General features: G+C 53.6%; 16 protein-coding genes. 7 read left to right on the top strand and 9 right to left on the bottom strand.

Going from position 1 to position 20,253, the window contains the following annotated elements; all coding sequences use genetic code 11:
* Positions 1-14: 14 nt before the first annotated feature.
* The 5 genes from PTW35_RS05955 to PTW35_RS05935 all read left to right on the top strand — a co-directional run bounded on the left by PTW35_RS05955 (position 15) and on the right by PTW35_RS05935 (position 6,141).
* Positions 15-593 carry a PilZ domain-containing protein gene (locus PTW35_RS05955; RefSeq protein ID WP_281026913.1) on the top strand — a complete coding sequence of 193 codons (579 nt, stop codon included), beginning with the start codon at positions 15-17 and terminating at the stop codon, positions 591-593.
* Between the two features lie 2 nt (positions 594-595).
* Positions 596-4,051, top strand: a complete 3,456-nt coding sequence (gene mfd, locus PTW35_RS05950) for a transcription-repair coupling factor (protein WP_281026912.1) — start codon at positions 596-598, stop codon at positions 4,049-4,051.
* Between the two features lie 29 nt (positions 4,052-4,080).
* Entirely contained in the window at positions 4,081-4,869 is a 789-nt protein-coding gene (locus tag PTW35_RS05945) for a peptidoglycan binding protein CsiV (RefSeq protein ID WP_281026911.1), read from the top strand.
* Positions 4,870-5,000: 131 nt separating this feature from the next.
* On the top strand, positions 5,001-5,582 hold the full coding sequence (locus PTW35_RS05940; protein ID WP_281026910.1) for a GNAT family N-acetyltransferase: 582 nt from the start codon (positions 5,001-5,003) through the stop codon (positions 5,580-5,582).
* Between the two features lie 85 nt (positions 5,583-5,667).
* Entirely contained in the window at positions 5,668-6,141 is a 474-nt protein-coding gene (locus PTW35_RS05935) for an FKBP-type peptidyl-prolyl cis-trans isomerase (RefSeq protein ID WP_281026909.1), read from the top strand.
* A gap of 106 nt (positions 6,142-6,247) precedes the next feature.
* On the opposite strand, the gene PTW35_RS05930 is transcribed toward PTW35_RS05935, so the two are convergent.
* The 8 genes from PTW35_RS05930 to hinT form a co-directional block, all read right to left on the bottom strand.
* Positions 6,248-7,537 (bottom strand): NAD(P)/FAD-dependent oxidoreductase, encoded by a 1,290-nt coding sequence (locus tag PTW35_RS05930; RefSeq protein WP_281026908.1) that lies wholly within the window; start codon positions 7,535-7,537, stop codon positions 6,248-6,250.
* A gap of 375 nt (positions 7,538-7,912) precedes the next feature.
* Positions 7,913-8,455, bottom strand: a complete 543-nt coding sequence (gene ycfP, locus PTW35_RS05925; protein ID WP_281026907.1) for an alpha/beta hydrolase YcfP — start codon at positions 8,453-8,455, stop codon at positions 7,913-7,915.
* A gap of 96 nt (positions 8,456-8,551) precedes the next feature.
* Entirely contained in the window at positions 8,552-9,397 is an 846-nt protein-coding gene (locus PTW35_RS05920; protein ID WP_281026906.1) for a DUF6279 family lipoprotein, read from the bottom strand.
* Between the two features lie 148 nt (positions 9,398-9,545).
* Complete coding sequence (locus tag PTW35_RS05915; RefSeq protein ID WP_281026905.1) at positions 9,546-10,436, bottom strand: phosphotransferase; 891 nt, start codon at positions 10,434-10,436, stop codon at positions 9,546-9,548.
* A 26-nt stretch (positions 10,437-10,462) separates the two neighbouring features.
* Complete coding sequence (gene lpoB / locus PTW35_RS05910) at positions 10,463-11,056, bottom strand: penicillin-binding protein activator LpoB (protein ID WP_107348446.1); 594 nt, start codon at positions 11,054-11,056, stop codon at positions 10,463-10,465.
* Between the two features lie 51 nt (positions 11,057-11,107).
* Positions 11,108-11,494 carry a YcfL family protein gene (locus tag PTW35_RS05905; RefSeq protein ID WP_281026904.1) on the bottom strand — a complete coding sequence of 129 codons (387 nt, stop codon included), beginning with the start codon at positions 11,492-11,494 and terminating at the stop codon, positions 11,108-11,110.
* Positions 11,494-12,879, bottom strand: a complete 1,386-nt coding sequence (locus PTW35_RS05900) for a hypothetical protein (protein WP_281026903.1) — start codon at positions 12,877-12,879, stop codon at positions 11,494-11,496. The genes PTW35_RS05905 and PTW35_RS05900 overlap by 1 nt, the downstream gene beginning before the upstream one ends.
* Before the next feature lie 140 nt (positions 12,880-13,019).
* Positions 13,020-13,370, bottom strand: a complete 351-nt coding sequence (gene hinT, locus PTW35_RS05895; protein ID WP_107297478.1) for a purine nucleoside phosphoramidase — start codon at positions 13,368-13,370, stop codon at positions 13,020-13,022.
* 444 nt (positions 13,371-13,814) lie between these two features.
* Here hinT and PTW35_RS05890 point away from each other — a divergent pair, with 444 nt between their 5' ends.
* Together PTW35_RS05890 and pyrC are read left to right on the top strand one after the other, a co-directional pair.
* A complete protein-coding gene (locus PTW35_RS05890) occupies positions 13,815-15,818 on the top strand; it encodes a methyl-accepting chemotaxis protein (protein WP_281026902.1) in 2,004 nt (667 codons plus the stop codon).
* Positions 15,819-16,031: 213 nt separating this feature from the next.
* Positions 16,032-17,063 carry a dihydroorotase gene (pyrC, locus tag PTW35_RS05885; RefSeq protein ID WP_281026901.1) on the top strand — a complete coding sequence of 344 codons (1,032 nt, stop codon included), beginning with the start codon at positions 16,032-16,034 and terminating at the stop codon, positions 17,061-17,063.
* 93 nt (positions 17,064-17,156) lie between these two features.
* Here pyrC and PTW35_RS05880 read toward each other — a convergent pair whose 3' ends face one another.
* Positions 17,157-20,252 carry an efflux RND transporter permease subunit gene (locus PTW35_RS05880; protein ID WP_281026900.1) on the bottom strand — a complete coding sequence of 1,032 codons (3,096 nt, stop codon included), beginning with the start codon at positions 20,250-20,252 and terminating at the stop codon, positions 17,157-17,159.
* Between the last annotated feature and the right edge of the window lies 1 nt (position 20,253).

The raw sequence follows: 20,253 nt of genomic DNA, 5'->3' as shown, positions 1-20,253 counted from the left end.
ATATCGAGTGCGACATGAATCAGGACGAGTATTTTTCAGTCCATGCCGGATTGACCATCAATGTAGAACCGCTCCCTCCCGGTGCCGGTGTGCCCGAGATGCTGGCTTTCCAGCAAGAAATCCCGCCCCTGTTTCGTATCGCCAGTGAATGCAGCAGCCTGGATGAAGGCTTGGAGCACTCCTTATCCCAGCTCAGCAAAGACGAGTTCAAAGCGCTCGCTAACTACTTAACGGCACAGAACAACAAGATAAACCTGTTGCTTTCCTTCGTCCTTGCCCAACAAGATGATGCCGAGCTGCGCTTCATCACCCATACGTTTGGTGCCAGCCAGCTCTCCTACTTCTCACCTGTTGCACTTAGCGAAGGCGACCACGTCAGGCTCAAGCTGTTTCTCGACAACCCCGCTGCGGCGGTTTACGCCTATGCCGAAGTAACCCAGTGCCTGCCACAGCAAAACGGCAGTCATGAGATTACCTTGAGGTATGTATGCTTAATGGAGGACGACAGGGATCTGCTGATCCGAGCCGCCCTGTATTTCCAACAAAAAATTCTGCGCCAACGCGCCCAACAGCGATCAGATAATAAAAGTTAACCATGAAAGATCAGTCTATTCTCTCTCTTCCATTACCGTCCAAAACCGGTGACAGCCGATTTATCGGTAATGTGTCCGGTGCAGCGCTGGCACTCTCTGTCGCCGAACTGGCCCATGATCACCAAGGCCCGATCCTGGCCGTGGTGCCCGACACCCAGACCGCGTTACGCCTGCAGCCGGAAATCAGCCAGTTTTCAGCGCTGGAAGTCAGCGTTTTCCCTGACTGGGAAACCCTGCCGTATGATAATTTCTCGCCGCACCAAGATATCATTTCAGATAGACTGACCCGCTTATACTCCCTCCCCCAGCAGACCAATGGGGTCGTGCTGGTGCCGATCAGCACCCTGCTGCAACGCCTGACACCTCGCGCCTTCATTCACCAGCACGCGCTGATGGTCCGCAACGGCGATAAGCTGTCGCTGGAAAAACTGCGCTTGCAGCTCGAGGCCTCCGGCTACCGCCATGTCGATCAGGTTATCGAGCACGGGGAATACGCCAGCCGCGGCTCACTGATTGACTTGTTCCCGATGGGCAGCAACCAGCCATACCGGATTGACTTCTTTGATGATGAAGTCGACTCCATCCGCCAGTTCGACCCGGAAAACCAACGCTCGACCGGCGAAATTGAACATATCCGCCTGCTGCCGGCCCACGAATTCCCGACCGATGAAATCGCTATCGAGAGCTTCCGGATGCGCTGGCGCGAGCGCTTCGAAGCGCGCCGCGAGCCTGAGTCTATCTACCAGCAGGTCAGCAAGCGTACATGGCCGGCAGGTATCGAGTATTGGCAGCCGCTGTTCTTCGAGCAAACCGAGACCCTTTTCGACTACTTGCCGGACAATAGCTTGCTCATCACCATCGGAGCCCTCGAGCCGGCTGTCGACCACTTCCTGGCCGATGCCGAGTACCGTTTTGAGCAGCGCCGGGTCGACCCTTTGCGCCCGCTGCTTGCGCCCAAGGAGCTGTGGCTGACCAAAGATGAAATGTTCAGCCATTTCAAAACCCTGCCCCAGGTGCGCATCCGCCCGGATAATGAGCCGGAAAAAGCGGGGCGCTTTAACCTGCCGCTGCAGGCTATCCCCGCGCTGACGATCAACCACCAGCTAAAAGAGCCGCTGGCCGAGCTTCGCCGCTTCGCCGAAAGCTACCCGGGTAAAATTGTCTTCTCGGTCGCCTCGGAGGGCCGCCGTGAAGCACTGCTCGACCTCCTGGCCCGGATCAAGCTCCGCCCTGTTGTCGCCCCGACGCTGACTGAAGCCTTGGCCACACCGGGCAAGTTCAGCTTGGTGATCGGTGCCGCGGAGCAAGGCTTTGTGCTGGAAAAGCCCGAAGTTGCCCTGATCTGTGAAAGTGATCTGCTGGGTGAACGAGTGGTCCAGCGCCGCCGCCGCGACGAAAAGAAATCGGTCAACGCCGATACCATTATCCGCAACCTCGCCGAGCTCAAAGTGGGCCAGCCGGTGGTGCACATCGACCACGGTATCGGCCGCTACCAGGGCCTCCAGACCTTGGAAGCCGGCGGCATGAAAACCGAATATGTCACCTTGGAATACCAAGGCGGGGCCAAGCTCTACGTGCCTGTCGCCTCGCTGCACCTGATCAGCCGTTACTCCGGCGGGGCGGAAGACACCGCCCCTATCCACAAACTGGGCGGCGAGGCGTGGGTCAAAGCGCGCAAGAAAGCCGCGGAAAAAGTCCGTGATGTCGCCGCCGAACTGCTGGATGTGTACGCCAAGCGCGAGCTGAAGCCGGGTCACAAATTCAAGCTTGACCGTGAAGCCTATGCCGATTTCTGCACCGGCTTCCCGTTCGAGGAAACCCATGATCAGGCGCTGGCGATCAATGCCGTGCTGTCTGATATGTGTCAGGCCAAGGCGATGGACCGCTTGGTCTGCGGTGATGTGGGCTTTGGCAAGACCGAGGTAGCAATGCGTGCTGCCTTTGTCGCCGTCGACAACAGCAAGCAGGTGACCGTGCTGGTACCAACGACCCTGCTGGCCCAGCAGCACTTCGAGAACTTCCGCGACCGCTTTGCCAATACTCCGGTCAGGGTGGAGGTGCTTTCCCGCTTCAAGACCGCCAAGGAGCAGAAGCAGATCCTGGCCGACATGGCCGAGGGCAAGATTGACATTCTGATCGGGACCCACAAGCTGCTCAATGCCTCGGTGGATTACCATGATCTGGGCTTGCTGATTGTTGACGAGGAGCACCGCTTCGGTGTCCGCCAGAAAGAAAAGCTCAAGGCGATCCGCGCCGATGTCGATATCCTGACCCTGACGGCCACCCCGATCCCAAGAACGCTGAATATGGCCATGAGCGGTATGCGTGATCTGTCGATCATCGCAACGCCGCCGGCCCGCCGCCTGGCCATCAAGACCTTCGTCCGCGAGTCCGACGATGCCCTGGTCAGAGAAGCCGTGCTGCGTGAGATCATGCGCGGCGGCCAGGTCTACTTCCTGCACAATGACGTCGACTCGATCGAGAAAACCGCCGAGGATCTGGCCAAGCTGATCCCCGAAGCGCGGATCACCTTCGCCCATGGCCAGATGCGCGAACGTGAACTCGAAAAAATCATGAGTGACTTCTACCACCAGCGCTTTAACCTGCTGGTCTGTACCACCATTATCGAAACCGGGATCGACGTACCGACCGCCAATACCATAGTGATCAACCGTGCCGATCACCTTGGTCTGGCCCAACTGCACCAGCTGCGTGGCCGTGTCGGTCGCTCGCACCACCAAGCCTACGCCTACCTGCTGACTCCGCATCCAAAGCGCATGACCAAGGATGCCGTCAAACGTCTGGAGGCCATTTCGTCCCTGGAAGATTTGGGGGCCGGCTTTACTTTGGCAACCCACGACCTTGAAATCCGCGGCGCAGGTGAGCTGCTCGGCGACGAGCAAAGTGGCCAGATCCAATCCGTTGGTTTCACCCTCTATATGGAGATGCTCGAGCAAGCCGTCGAAGCCCTCAAAGAAGGCAAGGAACCTTCGCTTGACGACCTGCTGCGTCAGCAAACCGAGGTGGAACTGCGCCTGCCGGCATTGCTACCGGAAGAGTTCATCCCGGACATCAACACCCGCCTATCGCTCTACAAACGCATTGCCAGTGCCAACAGCGAAAAAGCACTGGATGAGCTCAAGGTAGAATTGATTGACCGCTTCGGCCTGCTACCGGATCCAACCACCAACCTGTTGGTTCTCAACAAAATCAAGCTCAAAGCTGCAGGTATTGGTGTGCGCAAGATTGAAGCTGGCGAGAAAGGCGGCTTCATTGAGTTCACCCCCAATGCCAACATCGACCCGGGGTTACTGGTTGGCCTGCTACAGTCCCAGCCGCAGCATTTCCGAATGGAAGGGCCGACCAAACTGAAAGTCATGGCCCCGATGAGTGACAGAAAAGACAGAATAAAGTATGTTGACGGTCTCCTAACAAAGTTGGCCGAAAACGCTCTATAATAGATAGCACTTAAGTGCGGAGTATTATCTTGAAAAATATCATTTATTTGCTGCTGTTTGCCATTAGCTGGCCAAGCCTTGCAGCCCGACAGTTTGATATCGAAGTGATCCTGTTCAAGCGTAACATTGCGCCTGAGCAAGTGAGTGAATCCTGGCCGGATAACCAGAAGCCAGTTAATCTCAATGGCACGATCGATTTCGGTGACACGGCTCGCCTTCAAGCGCGAGGGATCACCCCGATGCCATCCTCTCAGTTCGAGCTCAACGGCCAATACAGCAAGCTTCAACAGCATGCTGGCTTTACCCCACTTGCCCACTTCGGATGGCGCCAGGGTGATTTGAGCCGTGCTGCCGCACCTCGCATCCATTTCACAGCAGGTAAAGATTTTTCCGCTCAGTTCCTGTCTGACGGCACGGTGAAATCAGCACTGCCAAGCAAGCAAACTGGCGAGTTTGAGTCGGCTGCAGTGGACAACATTGACCAGGATGAAATGCCCTCACTACATGAACTTGACGGCACCCTGCGTGTTTATGTCCAGCACTTCCTGTTCACTGAGGCAAACTTTGCCCTGCGCGAGCCAAGCCGCCGCGAAGTCATTATCGGCGCTGAACCGCTTGACCCAGTAGAAGGCAGCCTTGAGCCGGGAAGCAGTGTCCAGATCGGTCACCTGCAGGAAGTCAAAAAACAGGTGAAAGTTGAGGAGTTCCTCAAAACATACCAGTTCCAGCAACAGCGCAGAATGCGCAGTGGCGAAACCCATTACCTTGACCACCCGCTGATGGGTATGGTGATCCAAATTCGCCGCATCGACGGTTAACACCCGCACACTCTCAAGGGCTGCAAACGCAGCCCTTTTCACACTTTCCCGCCCCGCTCTCACCCCATCCACGACATTTGCCCCAGTCCGGTTTATGCTAACAACATGTACCGACGGAGACTGTGGACAGGATGAATACAGACTACCAACTCACCAGCGAGCGCTTGCTGCTCCGGCCCTACAAAAATGCCGACCTACTGGATTTGCTCGATGCGATCCACCATTCACAGCAAAGCCTTACCCCCTGGCTGCCTTGGTGCCACGCCAAATATAATCAGCATGATGCCCATGAGTGGATTCACGCCAGCCTGCAGAACTGGGCCTACGACGTCAGTTACGAATTCGCCATCTTCGAGCGTGCTACCGATACCTTCCTCGGCAGCACCTCCCTGTGCAATCTATCAGAGCTCACCAACTCGGCCGAACTGGGATACTGGATCCGCTCCAACGCCCAACGCCAGGGCTATGCCAAGGAAGCGTGCCTAGCCATTGCTCAGTTCGCCTTTGAAACCCTTGGCCTCACGCGAATAGAGATTGTTACCCATACCGGCAATCTTGCCAGCCAGCGCACCGCCCTGGCGACCAAGGCCCGTTTCGAATGCACCGCCCGAAACCGGATCCTGACCCAGAGTGGCCCTGTCGATGGCCTGCTGTTTTCACTGATCCCGAGCGACATCGCCGCGGCGGTACCAGCACGACCGATAAATGGTTAACGGGTTCAAACCTCCACCCACGGTGCCTTTCGTCCGGCAGTGAGCTTTGCTACTATCATCAAATACAATTAATAGAGGTACTTACGTGTTTAAAATTATTCTAGGTATCGCCCTGATTGCGCTCGTCATCTTCTTCGTACAACGCTCTCAAGGCAACAAGCAAGCGGCTGTTGAAAATATCAAGGCGGGTGAAACTTTCCTGGCTGAGAACCAAGAAAAAGAAGGGGTGCAAACCACAGCATCCGGCCTACAGTACTTGGTGTTGCAACAAGGTACAGGCACTGTACACCCGAAACCCAGTGACAAAGTTACCGTCCATTACCACGGTACCCTGCTAGACGGCACGGTATTCGACAGCTCAGTCGATCGTGGCGAAACTATCCAGTTTGGCCTGAATCAAGTTATCAAAGGCTGGACCGAGGGGCTGCAGTTGATGGTTGAGGGTGAGAAAACTCGCTTTTTCATTCCCGCAGAGCTGGCTTACGGTAACCGCTCTATCGGTGCTATCCCGCCGGGATCGGTGCTGATCTTCGACGTCGAACTCTTCAAGATCAACTAGCCGCCGGCAGCTGTTGAAACAAAAAAACCGCCTGCAGTGGCGGTTTTTTTGGTGTTTGTTTCCGGCCGCTGACGGCAGAAACTAACTCCCCTAGGAATTATTTTGCTTAGTGAAGCTTCAGGTTAGGGCGCAGTACGCGGTTAATACGCCCTACCAGCATCATCAGGCTGGTTTTCACCACACCATGAAGCGCAATCTGGTGCATACGGTAAAGGGAAATGTATACCACGCGGGCAATACGACCTTCTACCATCATCGACCCTTTGGTCAGGTTCCCCATCAGGCTACCCACGGTTGAGAAACGGCTAAGCGATACCAACGACCCATGATCGCTGTAGACGTATGGCTTCTGCTCACGGTCAGTGATTTTTGCCACGATGTTCGAGAAACAACGGCTTGCCATCTGGTGGGCGGCCTGTGCGCGCGGTGGGACAAAGCTACCGTCTTCCTGGGCACACGATGCCAGATCACCAATAACATAGATGTCGTCATCGCGCGTGGTCTGCAGGGTTGGCTTAACAACCAGCTGGTTGATACGGTTGGTCTCAAGGCCGGCGATATCCTTGATGAAATCCGGTGCCTTGATGCCCGCGGCCCAGACCATGATTTGCGCAGGAATATGATCGCCATCTTTGGTTGTCAGGCCGGTTTCGTCGGCCTTGGTCACCATAGTCGCGGTACGCACATTCACCCCCAGCTTGGTTAGCTCGCTGTGGGCTGCGGCGGAAATACGCGGAGGTAGAGCAGGCAAAATGCGCTCACCGGCTTCGACCAAGTTGACGTTCAGGCGTGAACTGTCCAGATCGCCAAAACCATAGTTCTGCAGCTCTTTAACCGCATTGTGCAGCTCTGCGGATAGTTCAACCCCGGTCGCACCCGCGCCAACAATGGCGATATCCACCGTTTTCTGTTCTTTGTTCGCATGCAGTTTCAGGAACTGGTTGTTCATTTGTGTACGGAAACGATGCGCCTGTTCAGGGCTGTCGAGGAAGATACAGTTTTCGCGCACTCCCGGCGTGTTGAAATCATTCGACGTCGAGCCGATTGCCATCACCAGAATGTCGTATTCAAGCTCGCGCTCCGGCATCAACAGTTCATTATTTTTGTCATGTAATGGCGCGAGAGTGATCACCTTGCGGTCGCGGTCGATGTCTTTCAGGCTTCCCATTTGGAAATCGAACGAGTGGTTTTTAGCATGGGCGCGGTAACTCAGCGCATCGACGCCCGCATCCATCGAGCCGGTTGCCACTTCATGCAACAGTGGCTTCCACAGGTGACTCGCCTTGCGGTCAACCAAAGTAACCTTAGCACGACCTTTACGACCCAATGTACGACCCAGCTTCGTTGCTAGCTCCAAACCGCCGGCGCCACCGCCAACAACAATAATTCGAGTCATCACAACACTCCTTCCACAAATTTAGAATTTTAAAATTTAGAAATCTAACCTGGCCCGAGCTAACTCCAACCAGCATAATTCTTTTTATTCAACAGCTTAACTTTAGAACCTCGAGGGATGCTTACGACATCTTCTTCATTTAATTAACTCAACTTTTTTTGATTTACCTCAAAAAAAGTTAAGATTTGCATTATAAGCCAATATTATTTCAAGGCAAGAAATAATTGATTAAGATCAATGCCCACCCGTGAGAAGGCAGTTTTTTGAGGTTCGGTCTAGGCCATTGTCGCGATGGGGAGTGGAAATTGCGAATAGCCAATACCCGGACGGGCCGCAGCAGGCGGCAGGATTGGTGCCGCCTACTTGAAGATTGGGTTAGGAAGCTTCTTTGAATGCTTTTATCGTTTGCAGGTGCTGGGAGATTTTCTTGAATTTATGCGTTTCGTTATCATCCCAGATAATGTCGTAAAAATCGCTAAGCACATCTTTGGTATAATTGTTGTCTAGGACTTCATCCTTGGTAGAAAGAATACACAGGCAGTTACCTGCATTTTTTCTCCGAAAATCTGTTACGCATTTGGTGGAAATATCAGCGTACTCCTCCGGACGGTCGATGCGGCCTTCCATATTGCGCTCCGGATACAGGTTTGGATTAAAAATAACTTGCTTAATACCACATAAGAAACCAATCCGCTCAGACCAATATCCACCCAGCCCGACACCGCAGATCAAGGGATGGTCATCCGCAGACTCTTCTTTTAGCTTATGCACTTCTTTAAGCAAATGCTGCATATCATGCTTAGGGTGCAGGGTACTGTAATTCACAAAACGCACGTCAGGATCAATGAACTGAAGCTGCAATACCTTTTCATGGTTACCCGGGCTTGTTGAGTCAAAGCCATGCAGATAAATAATCATTTTTACTCCCTATTGTGATTATCAGTAAAATCAATCTAACACGTTTTGTGGGGTTTGTTGACATTACTTTCACAACCAGGTGAGAGTCAGATCGACTTATTGATTAATCAGCATCGCCACATCCTTGCGCAAGTTCACCAGCTTGCGGTTGAGGAACGCCTTCTGCTGCGGAGACATCGTGTGGTTGAGCCGGCGCATCAGCTCAAAACGGCGATTGAGGTAAAACCGGATCTCTGCTTGGTGTTTTGGGCTGTCCAAGGCAACCATGTCGCGCATCAGCTGGGTAAACTGGGCCTTGAAGGCGGGCGAAGTACGGTTTTCCATCAGCTGCTTCAAACGCTCAAAATAGCCATTGCGCAGCGAGCGGAAGACTGGTGACATTTCCAGCTGGTAGCCCGCCAGTTCGGTGAGCAACTCCTGCTGCCGGCTGGTCAGCGACCCCAGCCAGTCTTGGGTAAAGTCCTGCAAGCGTTCCGCTCGTTTTGCCAGTTTCTCGGATTGACTCAGCTTAGCCCGCTTCTGATCATATTCAGCAAAGCGCTGGCGTAAATGGCCTTCGAGCTGGGCCACCTGAGCCTCGTTGAGCGAAACCAAGAGATCGGCAAGCGGATCGGCCAGAATTGCAACTGAATCCTGCCCCAGCTGTGTGAACACCGTATAGTATTCCTGCATCTGGCCAAATGTCATAGGAGTGAGCAAATCAGCCTGCAGGTGATCGATGGTGCGATGGATTTTGGGAAGCTCTTGCCTACGATGGATGGCTAGAGCCCGGTCAAGTCCCCGGTCGAACGCCGAGTCCTGGGAGGAATCCAGGCTCACATAGGAAGAAAAGCGATAGCTCAGCCATACGTCAAGGTTGTTGTAGGCTAATCGGGTGGCGCAGCCTACCACCAATACCACGGCCATGCTGAGCAAGACCCACTTGAGGTGCCTCTTAATCATGCTCTTTTCCTCATCTCTTCCCTCCAGATTACGCGTAAACCCCAGCCAAGAGATCATTTCTACAGTATACAGAACCGATAAAAACGTATTTCGCACAAACGGGAAAGGGCCACCTCAATTGTAGTCGAGAGGAAAAATTAACTGCCTATTAATCAGTAAACTGCCCCCCGCCCCATAGCTTTTCCTTCAACGCCAGGGCCTGATTGAGATAATCGTCATCGGGCTGTTGTAAAGTAGAAAAGAGTTGGGCCCCGACGTAGAACCAGAGCATCGCCATGTAGTCACACCACGGTTGCCAATAGGCGACTGCCGCCTGCCAGCGGGCCTGACAGGCGACATCCTTGATCCCACGACTTTGACAATACTGGGCAACGGCGGCCTTAGCATCCAACTGGTTAGCCGCAATCGTCAGCGCCAGGTCCAGCGACGGATCACCGGCGGAGGCATATTCCCAGTCAATCACGGTGTGTCGGCCGTTGGGGGCGGTGATGATGTTGTATCCCCCCAAGTCATGGTGGCAGCAAGTATCGGCAAACCACGCCGTGGTCGGCCGGGCCTGAAAGTACGCATGAATACGTCTCAGCTGAGGGTCATCAGCAGCCCCGCCGATATTCTGCCAGTAGTGCGCAGTTCGTTGTCGGCAGTCAAGACGATGGCTTGGCACCGGCAATTGATGAATGGTCACCAGAGTCGCCATTAAGGTCTCGCAGGGAAGCGCCTGCAGAGCGGTTTGTCCCGCGACCCACTCGACCAGTAAGCCTTCTGGAAACAAAGCGAAGGGGCATGGCGCAATCTCATGCTGGGAAGACGAGGCAATGGCACGGAGTACGTTGTGCTCCTGCTGCCTGGAGACACCAAAAGCAAGTGACGAGGAGGAGGTTGGCCGCCATACCAAGGTATGTCGTAGAGCGTTCTGTCTGTGCTCGATGACCACCACCCAGCAGCGGTTACTGAGACCGCCACTGAGAGGTTCGGCACTGACTAGGCCGTATTCCGGTAACCTGGCTTCAAACAAAGTTCGCAAGCTATCAATACTCATTGCACCGGAGCACCCTAGTGTAAAAGTTACCAGCCCAGCAGGCTTTTCGATTCCTGCTTACGGATCTCGGTTTCGTCAGCCCACTCAATCAGGCCAGTCTCCAAATCCATCAGGCGCATGGTCATCTTGTAGTAGACATCTTTGTCGCTGCCGGCGGATTTCACAATGCTCGACAGGTTACCGTAGAGCATGTACTCAGCCCCGACCATTTTACCGAACTGAATCGCCGTGCTCTGGTTGACCAGCTCGTCATTATTCTGGAAGTTAAGCTGCTTACGCACGTCTTCGACACGGGTCATGTCGACAAAACGGAACTTGCCTGAGTTAAGCAGGCGTGTGCTGACAGAGTCGGTGATCGACTCGGTATCAATATGCTCGCTGGTTTTGTTCTTGATACTATCAACAACTATGATTGGGCGCTGGCCATTCCCGGTAATGTATGCGACCGAGCCTGATGTCAGCATGCTGTCAGTCATTTCTTCAGCAATCTTTTGCAAGTCTGTCGAACCAAATTCAATAGTGGTTGTTTCAGCCTGCTGAGCATCGCCATAGCTTACCTTCTGGGCACACCCGCCCATCAGCGCCGCTACACCCATTAATGCGATTACGCTTTTTTTCATCGTTTTACCTTTATCAGTCAAACAGCACTCGCTACAGTGCCAATCCCAAAATTAATAATCAGCTTTTCGGATATAAATCCGGTATTGTGTCGCCTGAGGGCTTCTGGCAACGGCTTGTAATGTCATTGTATCTTTGCCATGCAGCACAACCTGCCGCCAAGGGCTATCGCTTCCGCTCACTTCCAGTCCCTGGGCATCATACCAATAAAAGCGGTATTGCAGATTCAGATCAGAGTCAATCTGGCTGGTCACCGGCACCCCTGCTTTCAGCAAGCCGTTGACCTCGGAAACATGGGCCTGCTCAATCGAAAGCCGGCTAGCCAAGTTGGGGTTCCCGATCACCACGCTTTGGTTACTGCTCTCAATGCTGATCCCCGAGGTGGTGTTGGAACACGCGGCCAACCCCAGGACCAAACCCAATACAAGTAAAATTCTCATTAGTTACCCCCCAATAAGACTGACCAACCGGTCAGCTGATTTCCCTGACGTGATACCCACACCATTGTTGTTCTTCCCGCCTGGACATCTACGTCTATCTGATGGCCATTCCAGGCCAAATCATAGTGCCCTGCCGCCACATCTTGCTGGGCGATCGACACCGACGCCGGCAAGGTCTGCCAGCTTCGAGTATCTGGTTGCTCGGTAAGAGTATTGAATATATTAGTCAATACGTTACCCACATCATTGGCTTCTCTTGCTGCGGTTTTGCGCACTTCGTTCTTTGCCGCCACCCGCAAAGCCTGCCGCAGTACAATCATCGGCAGATCTTCCTGAAGGCTGTAGCGCGCCATGCCATCGACATTGGCCACGGTACTATCGGCCAGAGGCTCGCCATTGAGCTGCAGCGGCGTATAAGCATTCTTGGACGGAGTGCGATAATAAGGCAGGGTCAGATTATAAATGACCCCGTCGCCTCGGCTGTCTGTTAGCCAGATAGGCAGGCGCCAGTCATCCCTTGCCGATACCACCCCCTGCTCGTCAAACACGATGACCCGGCCGGTGCTGGCTGAGGGCGGTTGGTATTTGCCGTATCGCGCCTGTAACGCAGGCAAATCATTGTCCATCCGCATGCGTGTCGCCAGACGCAGCACCGTCTCGGCGACAAACGGATTATTAGGGGCGACCGCTAAGGCCCGTTTGTAGTCGATATAAGCGCTGTTGAGATCGCCATCAGCCTCGTAGAGTACACCGGACAGGAAAAACAGGTAGCCGTTCTGGATATTGCCCAGCTCACTCCCCACGTCCGGATAGCGCGCCAAGACAGCCCCAAGGTTTTGATCCAATCCCTTTCGGCGCGCTTCCTTCGCCGCCTTCGCCAATTCGGCCTCCCGCTGCCTCTTTGCCGCTTCTTGCACTTGGTTGGCACGGCGCACTTCCACCAGCGCCCCTTCGAGGTTGCGTTGCTGAAGGTAATTGAGAGCCAGGTAAAGATGTAAAAAGCCCAGCTCGTAGTCCGCAGGGCGGTAGGTGATCATATTATCATTGGTCAGCAATGAACCTACCTGATTGAACCCTTCCGACACCTGAATACGAGCCTGGCGCTGCTGCTCCTTGACCGCACTGTCAGCCGCCTGCAGCGCCCCAAAGCTCTGCGGGTAGTGACCAGCGACGAAGCCAACCCGTCCCTTTTCCATACCATCTAGGATTTCACCGGCAGGCGCATCAGGCAATACGTCCAGGGCTTGTTGGTACGAGCCCTGCTGCATTGCCTGATGGGCCTTACTGTTAGCCGCACTATAATGACTAAATAAACTCTGGGTAGATAAATTTGCACATGCAACCAACCCAAACGACAACACCGCTACGACGGCATGTTTCAACATCTTTTGCCAACCCTAAAACAAAGCCTGAGTGCCATCTATCATCAGCAAACACGCCGTAAATACTCGCCACTCAGACTTCAATTTGGAACAGAAGTTCACTTGCTCTCGGCTAACCAATAACCGGCCAGCCGAGCCTTACACTAACCCACAAGCATCGGCCCCAGAGGGCGACCACCCAGCAGGTGCATATGAATGTGATATACCTCCTGGCCACCATGCGGGTTACAGTTCATGATCAAACGGTAACCGTCTTCAGCAACCCCTTCCTGCTCGGCAAGCTTACGGGCAACCGTAAACAAGCGCCCCATCATCAATTCATCCTCTGCTTCCACATCGTTAACGGTTGGCAGCAACTTATTCGGAATGATCAGAATGTGGCTTGGCGCACGCGGGTTAATATCGCGGAAAGCCGTTACCAAATCGTCCTGATAAAGAATGTCAGCGGGAATTTCCTTGCGAATAATCTTACTGAAAATGGTTTCTTCAGCCATGTCTTGCTCCATTTATCGTTATCGAATCTACACTTGCAGTATGCTCGACTACGTTAATAAGAGCAATATTGAACATTGTTTTTAATCTTTTTTCCAGCTCTTTTTTGCCCCCTCCCCCTAATGATCGCAAGTCAATAGCACAAAAACGCCCACCAACGCGTTGGACGATGTGAATTAAATCACCGGATAACAAAGTTATTTTTTGATGCAGCCGTCAAAGAATGTACGGAGCAAAATCATTTACTATTTGGCATGATGTGCCGGACCCATAACCGGAATTTATGGGTTGGGTGAGTCGAAAATGACGCAATTTTGTTCGCTTTTTTTGCTTCTAAAATTTTAGCCGTCACATTTTGTACGAAGACTAAAACCATAATTCTAACTTCGTATTACATTGCCATAAGTAAGTTCTGCTGTCGCTTGCTTGTACTTTTTAGGGATATTATGAAGACAACGAAACAGACCTCTGTCATACGACGTATGTATACCGCTATCACCGTCATGGTCATGCTATTTGTTGCCACGCTGGTGATGATGCTCGATGGTACCAGCCGGATCCACCAACAGCTCCAGATCGTCACTACCCAGTCGATGCCTTTGGTATCACTATCAAACCAAGTCAGCGTAAGACTGCTGGCCGCTGACAAGATCTACAAGGATTTCCTCACCAGCCAGAACCTTGAGCGAATGGATGGCTACGAAAAGCAGTTTGGCCAGGCCCACCAGCAATTTCTAACGGCTTTCGAACAGCTAGTGAGCGCCTCACGAGACAATGCGGCGCTAAGCGGCCAGCTGGAAGCACTGATCGCCTTGGAAAACCGTTATTTCCGCGAGGCGCACAACGCGATGGACAACTACCGGATCCAGCTGCTTGCCCAAGCCGATCGTCAACAATCTGCCCGACGCTTCCAGCAGCTGCACAGCAGCCTCAATAGCCGGATGAAAGACTATGTGGATGATCAAGAGAGTATTTCGGTCAAGATGATTGCCAAGAACTACTTTGTCAAACTGCAGGAAACCGAGGTCGTCACTTCCGATGCCCTCGCAACGGAAGATATCAGCACCATTGACAACGCCATCAAAAGCAACCGGCGTAACATCAACCACCTCAACAATGCCTATCGCTCGCTGCTTGCGATCATGCCGGAGCTCAAGCCAATTTTTGACAAGTCGATTGACCAATACACCGTCGATATCGGTCAATCCGGTGGGGTACTGGATGCCCACTTCCAGTATATCGAGGCCCGCAACCGGCTCTACGACAACATTGCTACCCTCGCCAATGAAATCGACCAGGCAACGGAACTGCTAGCTGGCTTCAGCGCCCAGGCGACAACCCAAATGGATACCGCCATCACCAACGCCGACCGCACCTACAACCAGGGCTTCCGCAATGCGACCATCCTCGGGATAGGGACCACCCTGTTTGCCCTGTTCATCGGTTGGTATATCGCCCAAAGTGTCCGCAAGCCCCTGAACGCGACCCTGGCCACGCTTGAAGCCTTAGCCAAGGGGGACATGACCAAACGCAGCCAAGTCAACCAGTTTGCCGAATTCAGCAAATTGGGCAACTACATCAATACCCTGGCCGATAACCTGCAGGAAATCCTTGGCAAACTGAGCCAAGCCTCCAGCGATCTCACCTCTGTCGCCGAAGTAAATCAATCAACAACCACTGAAGCGAAACACCGGCTCAACGAGCAACGCCAGCAAACGGCCTCTGTCGCTACGGCCATGACCGAAATGGAGCAATCTGTCACGGACGTGTCCCACAGCGCCCAGAGCACCATGGAGCGGGTCCATGAAGTCGAACAGGCGTCGAGCACGGGCCGGGACGTCATGAGCCGCAATATCAACACGGCACACCAGCTGTCGACGCGTTTAGACAAATCGGTCCACGCCGTTTCGGAACTGCAGGAAATGAGCAGCAATATCGGCTCAATCCTGGATGTGATCAGAAACATTGCCGACCAGACCAACCTGCTCGCGCTCAATGCAGCCATCGAGGCGGCACGGGCCGGCGAGCAAGGCCGCGGCTTTGCCGTGGTGGCAGACGAAGTCCGGGTACTGGCCAAGCGGACCACCGACTCGACGTCCGAAATCGAGCAGATGATCCAGCGCCTGCAATCCAGTTCGGGCCAGGCCGTTGACGTCATGCAGAGCTGTGTCAGCGAAATGGAAAACAGTATCACCCAGGCCTCGGATGCCAACAGTGCAATGGAAGAAATCCAGGCCATCATTCTCGAGATCAGCAAGATGAGTACCCAAATTGCGCAAGCGGCGGAAGAGCAGCGCAGTACCACGGGCTCTATCGCCCGCTCGCTGGAAGACATCAGCCATATTGCCGATTCCAACTATCGCGCGATGGAGGAAGTGGCTGAAGCTAGCAGCAAGCTCGATCAGCTCGCCCATCAGCAGAACGATCTGGTCCACCGCTTCAAGCTCTAAATTGCTTTTTCACCCCGTCCTAAAGCCAGCCGTCTCGGCTGGCTTATTTCTTAATGCCTCAAGCCCTAACCGAGGAAGTCACCTATTTACACCCGCTAAAAGCAATCGTTTGCTCCATTGTGCACCAATTAATTCAATAGTTTGAACAACCCGCTTTACAAGCTTTGGCAGAGGTTTTAGAATCGGTCGATTTTTTTTGGGAGGGAAGCAACAATGACGACTATTACGATCACACGTCCTGATGACTGGCACACCCATTTGCGCGATGGTGAAGTGTTGACAGATACCGTTCGCGATATCAGCCGCTACATGGGTCGAGCTATCATCATGCCAAACTTGATCCCACCGGTCACCGATACGGAAGCTGCACTGGCCTACCGCGACCGTATCCTTGCCGAAAAGCCTCAAGGCAATTTCTCCCCTCTTATGACTCTCTACCTCACCGACAACACCACCCCTGACGAAATTCGCAAAGCAAAAGCAACCGGCCATATCTTTGCCGCCAAGCTTTACCCTGCAGGTGCAACCACCAACTCCGACTCGGGTGTGACGTCTATCGACAAGCTGATCCCGACACTGGAAGCGATGCAGGAAGAAGGGATGCTGCTTCTGATCCACGGTGAGGTAACAACCCATGAAGTTGATATCTTCGATCGCGAAAAGCAATTCCTCGACACCGTACTTGGCCCTATCGTTGAGAAGATGCCAAACCTGAAAATCGTGGTCGAGCACATCACCACCAAAGATGCCGTCGAGTTTGTCAACAATGCCGGCCCAAATGTGGCAGCAACCATCACGGCACACCACCTGATGTTCAACCGCAACCACATGCTGGTAGGCGGGATCCGCCCACACTTTTACTGCCTGCCAATCCTCAAGCGCAACATCCACCAGCAGGCACTGGTCGCAGCAGCAACCAGCGGCAGCCCGAAATTCTTCCTGGGTACCGACTCGGCCCCGCATGCCCAAGGCCGCAAAGAGTCTGCCTGCGGCTGTGCCGGCTCCTATACGGCTCATGCCGCCATCGAGTTGTATGCCGAAGTGTTCGAGCAAGCTGATGCGCTGGATAAACTAGAAGCCTTTGCCAGCTTCAACGGCCCGGATTTCTACGGCCTGCCGCGCAACACAGATACGATCACCCTGACTAAAGAAAACTGGGCCGTACCTGAAACCATGGCGTTTGGTAACGATGTTGTGGTACCAATCCGCGCCGGCGAAGAGATGACTTGGAAAGTAACCGCTTAAAAACCTTTCACTTTATCTCTGATCTAATAGCATAACCAAATAAAAAGGGGCGCACATTGCGCCCCTTTTGTTTCTTGCGTGTTTTAGCCCGCTCTAACTATGCGCCGGCTCGACTACCGCCGAACGGCTATCAGGTAGCGACACATGGTGGAACAGGCGATACAGCACAGGTACCACAATCAGGGTCAATACCGTTGCAAAGCCCAAACCAAACATGATGGTCACGGCCATAGGTTTGAAGAACACATCCGGCAGCAAAGGCACCATACCCAGTACCGTGGTGATCGCCGCCATACACACCGGTCTCACACGGCTCACCGCAGCATCAACCACCGCTTGATACTTCTCCTTACCGCTGGCTATTTCAATTTCGATTTGATCCAGCAGTACGATACCGTTTTTCACCAACATCCCCGACAGGCTGAGGAAGCCTAGCAGGGCCATGAAGCCAAACGGAGTGTTGAGCAATAGCAACCCGGTGGTAACACCAATGACCGCCAATGGTACCGTCGCCCAGACAATCAAAGCTTCCTTCACTTTGTTGAACAGGAAGATGGTGATCAAGAACATGACCAGGTACCCCATCGGCATGGTCTGGAACAGCGAGGCCTTCGCATCGGCCGAGGACTCATACTCTCCCCCCCACTCCAACGAATAGCCCGGCGGATAATCCAGCCCTTCGATCAGCGGCTGGATACGAGCCTGCACCGTCGCCGCCGTTTCATCGCCCAACGGATCCGGATCAGCCATCACAGTCAGCATCCGCTTGCGGTCTTTCCTCGCAATCAACGGGTCTTCCCAAATCATATTGACGCCATTGATCACCTGCTGCAGCGGAATATAGCCTTGCGTTGCCGGGCTCCAGATTTTCATCCCTTCGATCGTACTGACATCCACGCGCTCCTCTTCCGGCAATCGGGCGACGATAGGCATTAGGTTGGTTCCGTCACGGTATACCCCGACGGTCAAGCCGGAGAAGGACATCTGCAACAGATCGTCGACATCTTTTTTGGTGATACCGTAGCGGCGAGCCTGGCTTTCGTTAAAGACCGGCTCGATCACCTTATTGCGCTCACGCCAGTCATGGCGAATATTAAACGCCCCTGGATCGGCATTCATGATATCCACCACCTGCTTGGCCAATGTGCGCAGCACTGTGGGATCGGGGCCAACCAGACGGGCCTCGATTTTCGAGCCCGATGATGGGCCAAGCATGATCTGCTTGAGCTTGTATTCCAGCTCGGGATGGCGTGTGTCCAGCACCTCACCGAGCTTACCCATGACCGGCATCACATCATCGAAGCTGTTAACCCGAATAACCAACTCACCATAGGAGGAGTAACTCTTCTCCGGCGAATAGGTCAGCATGAAGCGCTGCGAGCCCTTACCGGCACTGGAACTGACATACTCGACACGTTCATCCTGCCTCACGATACCTTCCAGCTCTTCCAAGGTCGCGTTGGTTGCCCGGATATCCGTCCCTTCCGGCAGCCAGATGTCGACCATGAACATCGGTGTCGTCGACGCCGGGAAGAACGACTGCTTGAGAAGGGTAAAGCCATACAGGCTAGCCCCCAGCATGGCCACCAGCACAATCACTGTCATCCATGCACGGCGCATGCAGAACTCGAGGAATGTCCGGTACAAGACGAATATCTTGCCGGCATAAGGGTCCGCATCCGGATCCTGGTTACCGGTTTTGACACTCTTGAAGAACAAGTCACTGAAAAACGGCGTCAGAGAAATTGCGGTAAACCAGCTGAGCATCAAGGAGATCAACAGCACGGTAAACAACGTCCGACAATACTCACCGGTCGAGTCCTGAGATAAACCTATCGGCGCGAATGCCATGACCGCAATCACGGTCGCTCCCAGCAACGGCCACTTAGTCTGGGTCACAATATCCGAGGCCGCCTGCATCCGGGTCCGTCCCTTCTGCATCCCTATCAGCACTCCTTCGACCACCACTATCGCATTATCCACCAGCATACCCAGCGCGATAACCAGCGCCCCCAGCGAGATCCGCTGCAAGTCGATAGCCAACCAGCTCATGAAGACGAAGGTGCCCAGTACGGTCAGCAGCAGGATCAAGCCGATCAATAGGCCAGATCTCAGCCCCATGAAGAACAGCAAGACGATAATAACAATCGCCACGGCCTGGCCCAGGCTGATCACAAACCCACTGACAGATTTGTCGACCTCGGTCGGCTGGCTATACACCACCCCGATATCAATACCGACTGGCTGCTGCTCTTTGAGTTCGTTAAGCCGCCTTTCAACGCGCTTACCAACCTCGACAACGTTGACGCCTTCAACTGCCGAGATCCCAACATGCAGCGCTTGCCTGCCGTTGTAGCTGATCAAATTACTCGGGACTTCTTGGAAATCACGTTTGATGTCAGCCACATCCTTCAGGTAGATAAGCCCTTCCGCCCCGCTCTCGGTGATAATCAAATCACCGAGTTCATCAACACTCTGGAACTCACCGGTCGGATGGACACGGATATACTCATTGCCGATACGGACGGCACCGGCACTGGTGACCAGATTCTGGGTTTCGAGCGTGCTATAAATGGTCTGCGGCGAAATCCCCAAACTGCTGAGACGTTGCATCGAGATTTCGATAAACACCTGCTCTTGCTGGGTCCCCGTCACCGATACTTTTCCCACGCCGTCGACAAGCTCAATTTCACGGCGCAGGTAATCCACATAATCGCTGAGCTCCTTGTAGCTGTATCCCTTACCAGTTATCGCCAGCAACATACCGAACACATCACCAAAGTCGTCGACAACAGAAGGCTCATGCACCCCCGGCGGCAACGACGGCTTGAGATCGTTGACCTTACGCCGCATTTCATCCCAAATTTGCGGCAGATCATCAGGCCCGTAGTTGTTCTTCATGGTCACGGTGATCTGTGAAAGCCCGCGGCTAGAGACCGAGTTCACCTCATCAACATATATCAACTGCTGGATTGCTTTCTCGATCGGATAGGTCACTTCCTCTTCGACTTGCAATGGTGTCGCTCCGGGATAAGAAGTGATCACCATGGCATCCTTGATCGTGAAAGCCGGGTCTTCAAGTCGCCCCAAGCCAAAAAATGCCATGGTACCGCCGATCAAAAAGATCAGGGTCAGCATCCAGCTGATCACTTTGTTGCGAATAAAATAGCTTGCAATATCCTGCTTCATA

This window comes from Photobacterium sp. DA100 (genome assembly GCF_029223585.1).
Classification (GTDB): domain Bacteria; phylum Pseudomonadota; class Gammaproteobacteria; order Enterobacterales; family Vibrionaceae; genus Photobacterium.
This window is presented reverse-complemented; position numbering and strand designations above follow the sequence as displayed.

Bases quoted from the DNA above. Each gene is read 5' to 3' on its own strand.
- PTW35_RS05955 (WP_281026913.1), top strand. From the start codon at position 15: ATGAATCAGGACGAGTATTTTTCAGTCCATGCCGGATTGACCATCAAT.
- mfd (WP_281026912.1), top strand. From the start codon at position 596: ATGAAAGATCAGTCTATTCTCTCTCTTCCATTACCGTCCAAAACCGGT.
- PTW35_RS05940 (WP_281026910.1), top strand. From the start codon at position 5,001: ATGAATACAGACTACCAACTCACCAGCGAGCGCTTGCTGCTCCGGCCC.
- PTW35_RS05930 (WP_281026908.1), bottom strand. From the start codon at position 7,537: ATGACTCGAATTATTGTTGTTGGCGGTGGCGCCGGCGGTTTGGAGCTA.
- ycfP (WP_281026907.1), bottom strand. From the start codon at position 8,455: ATGATTATTTATCTGCATGGCTTTGACTCAACAAGCCCGGGTAACCAT.
- PTW35_RS05920 (WP_281026906.1), bottom strand. From the start codon at position 9,397: ATGATTAAGAGGCACCTCAAGTGGGTCTTGCTCAGCATGGCCGTGGTA.
- PTW35_RS05915 (WP_281026905.1), bottom strand. From the start codon at position 10,436: ATGAGTATTGATAGCTTGCGAACTTTGTTTGAAGCCAGGTTACCGGAA.
- lpoB (WP_107348446.1), bottom strand. From the start codon at position 11,056: ATGAAAAAAAGCGTAATCGCATTAATGGGTGTAGCGGCGCTGATGGGC.
- PTW35_RS05905 (WP_281026904.1), bottom strand. From the start codon at position 11,494: ATGAGAATTTTACTTGTATTGGGTTTGGTCCTGGGGTTGGCCGCGTGT.
- PTW35_RS05900 (WP_281026903.1), bottom strand. From the start codon at position 12,879: ATGTTGAAACATGCCGTCGTAGCGGTGTTGTCGTTTGGGTTGGTTGCA.
- hinT (WP_107297478.1), bottom strand. From the start codon at position 13,370: ATGGCTGAAGAAACCATTTTCAGTAAGATTATTCGCAAGGAAATTCCC.
- PTW35_RS05890 (WP_281026902.1), top strand. From the start codon at position 13,815: ATGAAGACAACGAAACAGACCTCTGTCATACGACGTATGTATACCGCT.
- pyrC (WP_281026901.1), top strand. From the start codon at position 16,032: ATGACGACTATTACGATCACACGTCCTGATGACTGGCACACCCATTTG.
- PTW35_RS05880 (WP_281026900.1), bottom strand. From the start codon at position 20,252: ATGAAGCAGGATATTGCAAGCTATTTTATTCGCAACAAAGTGATCAGC.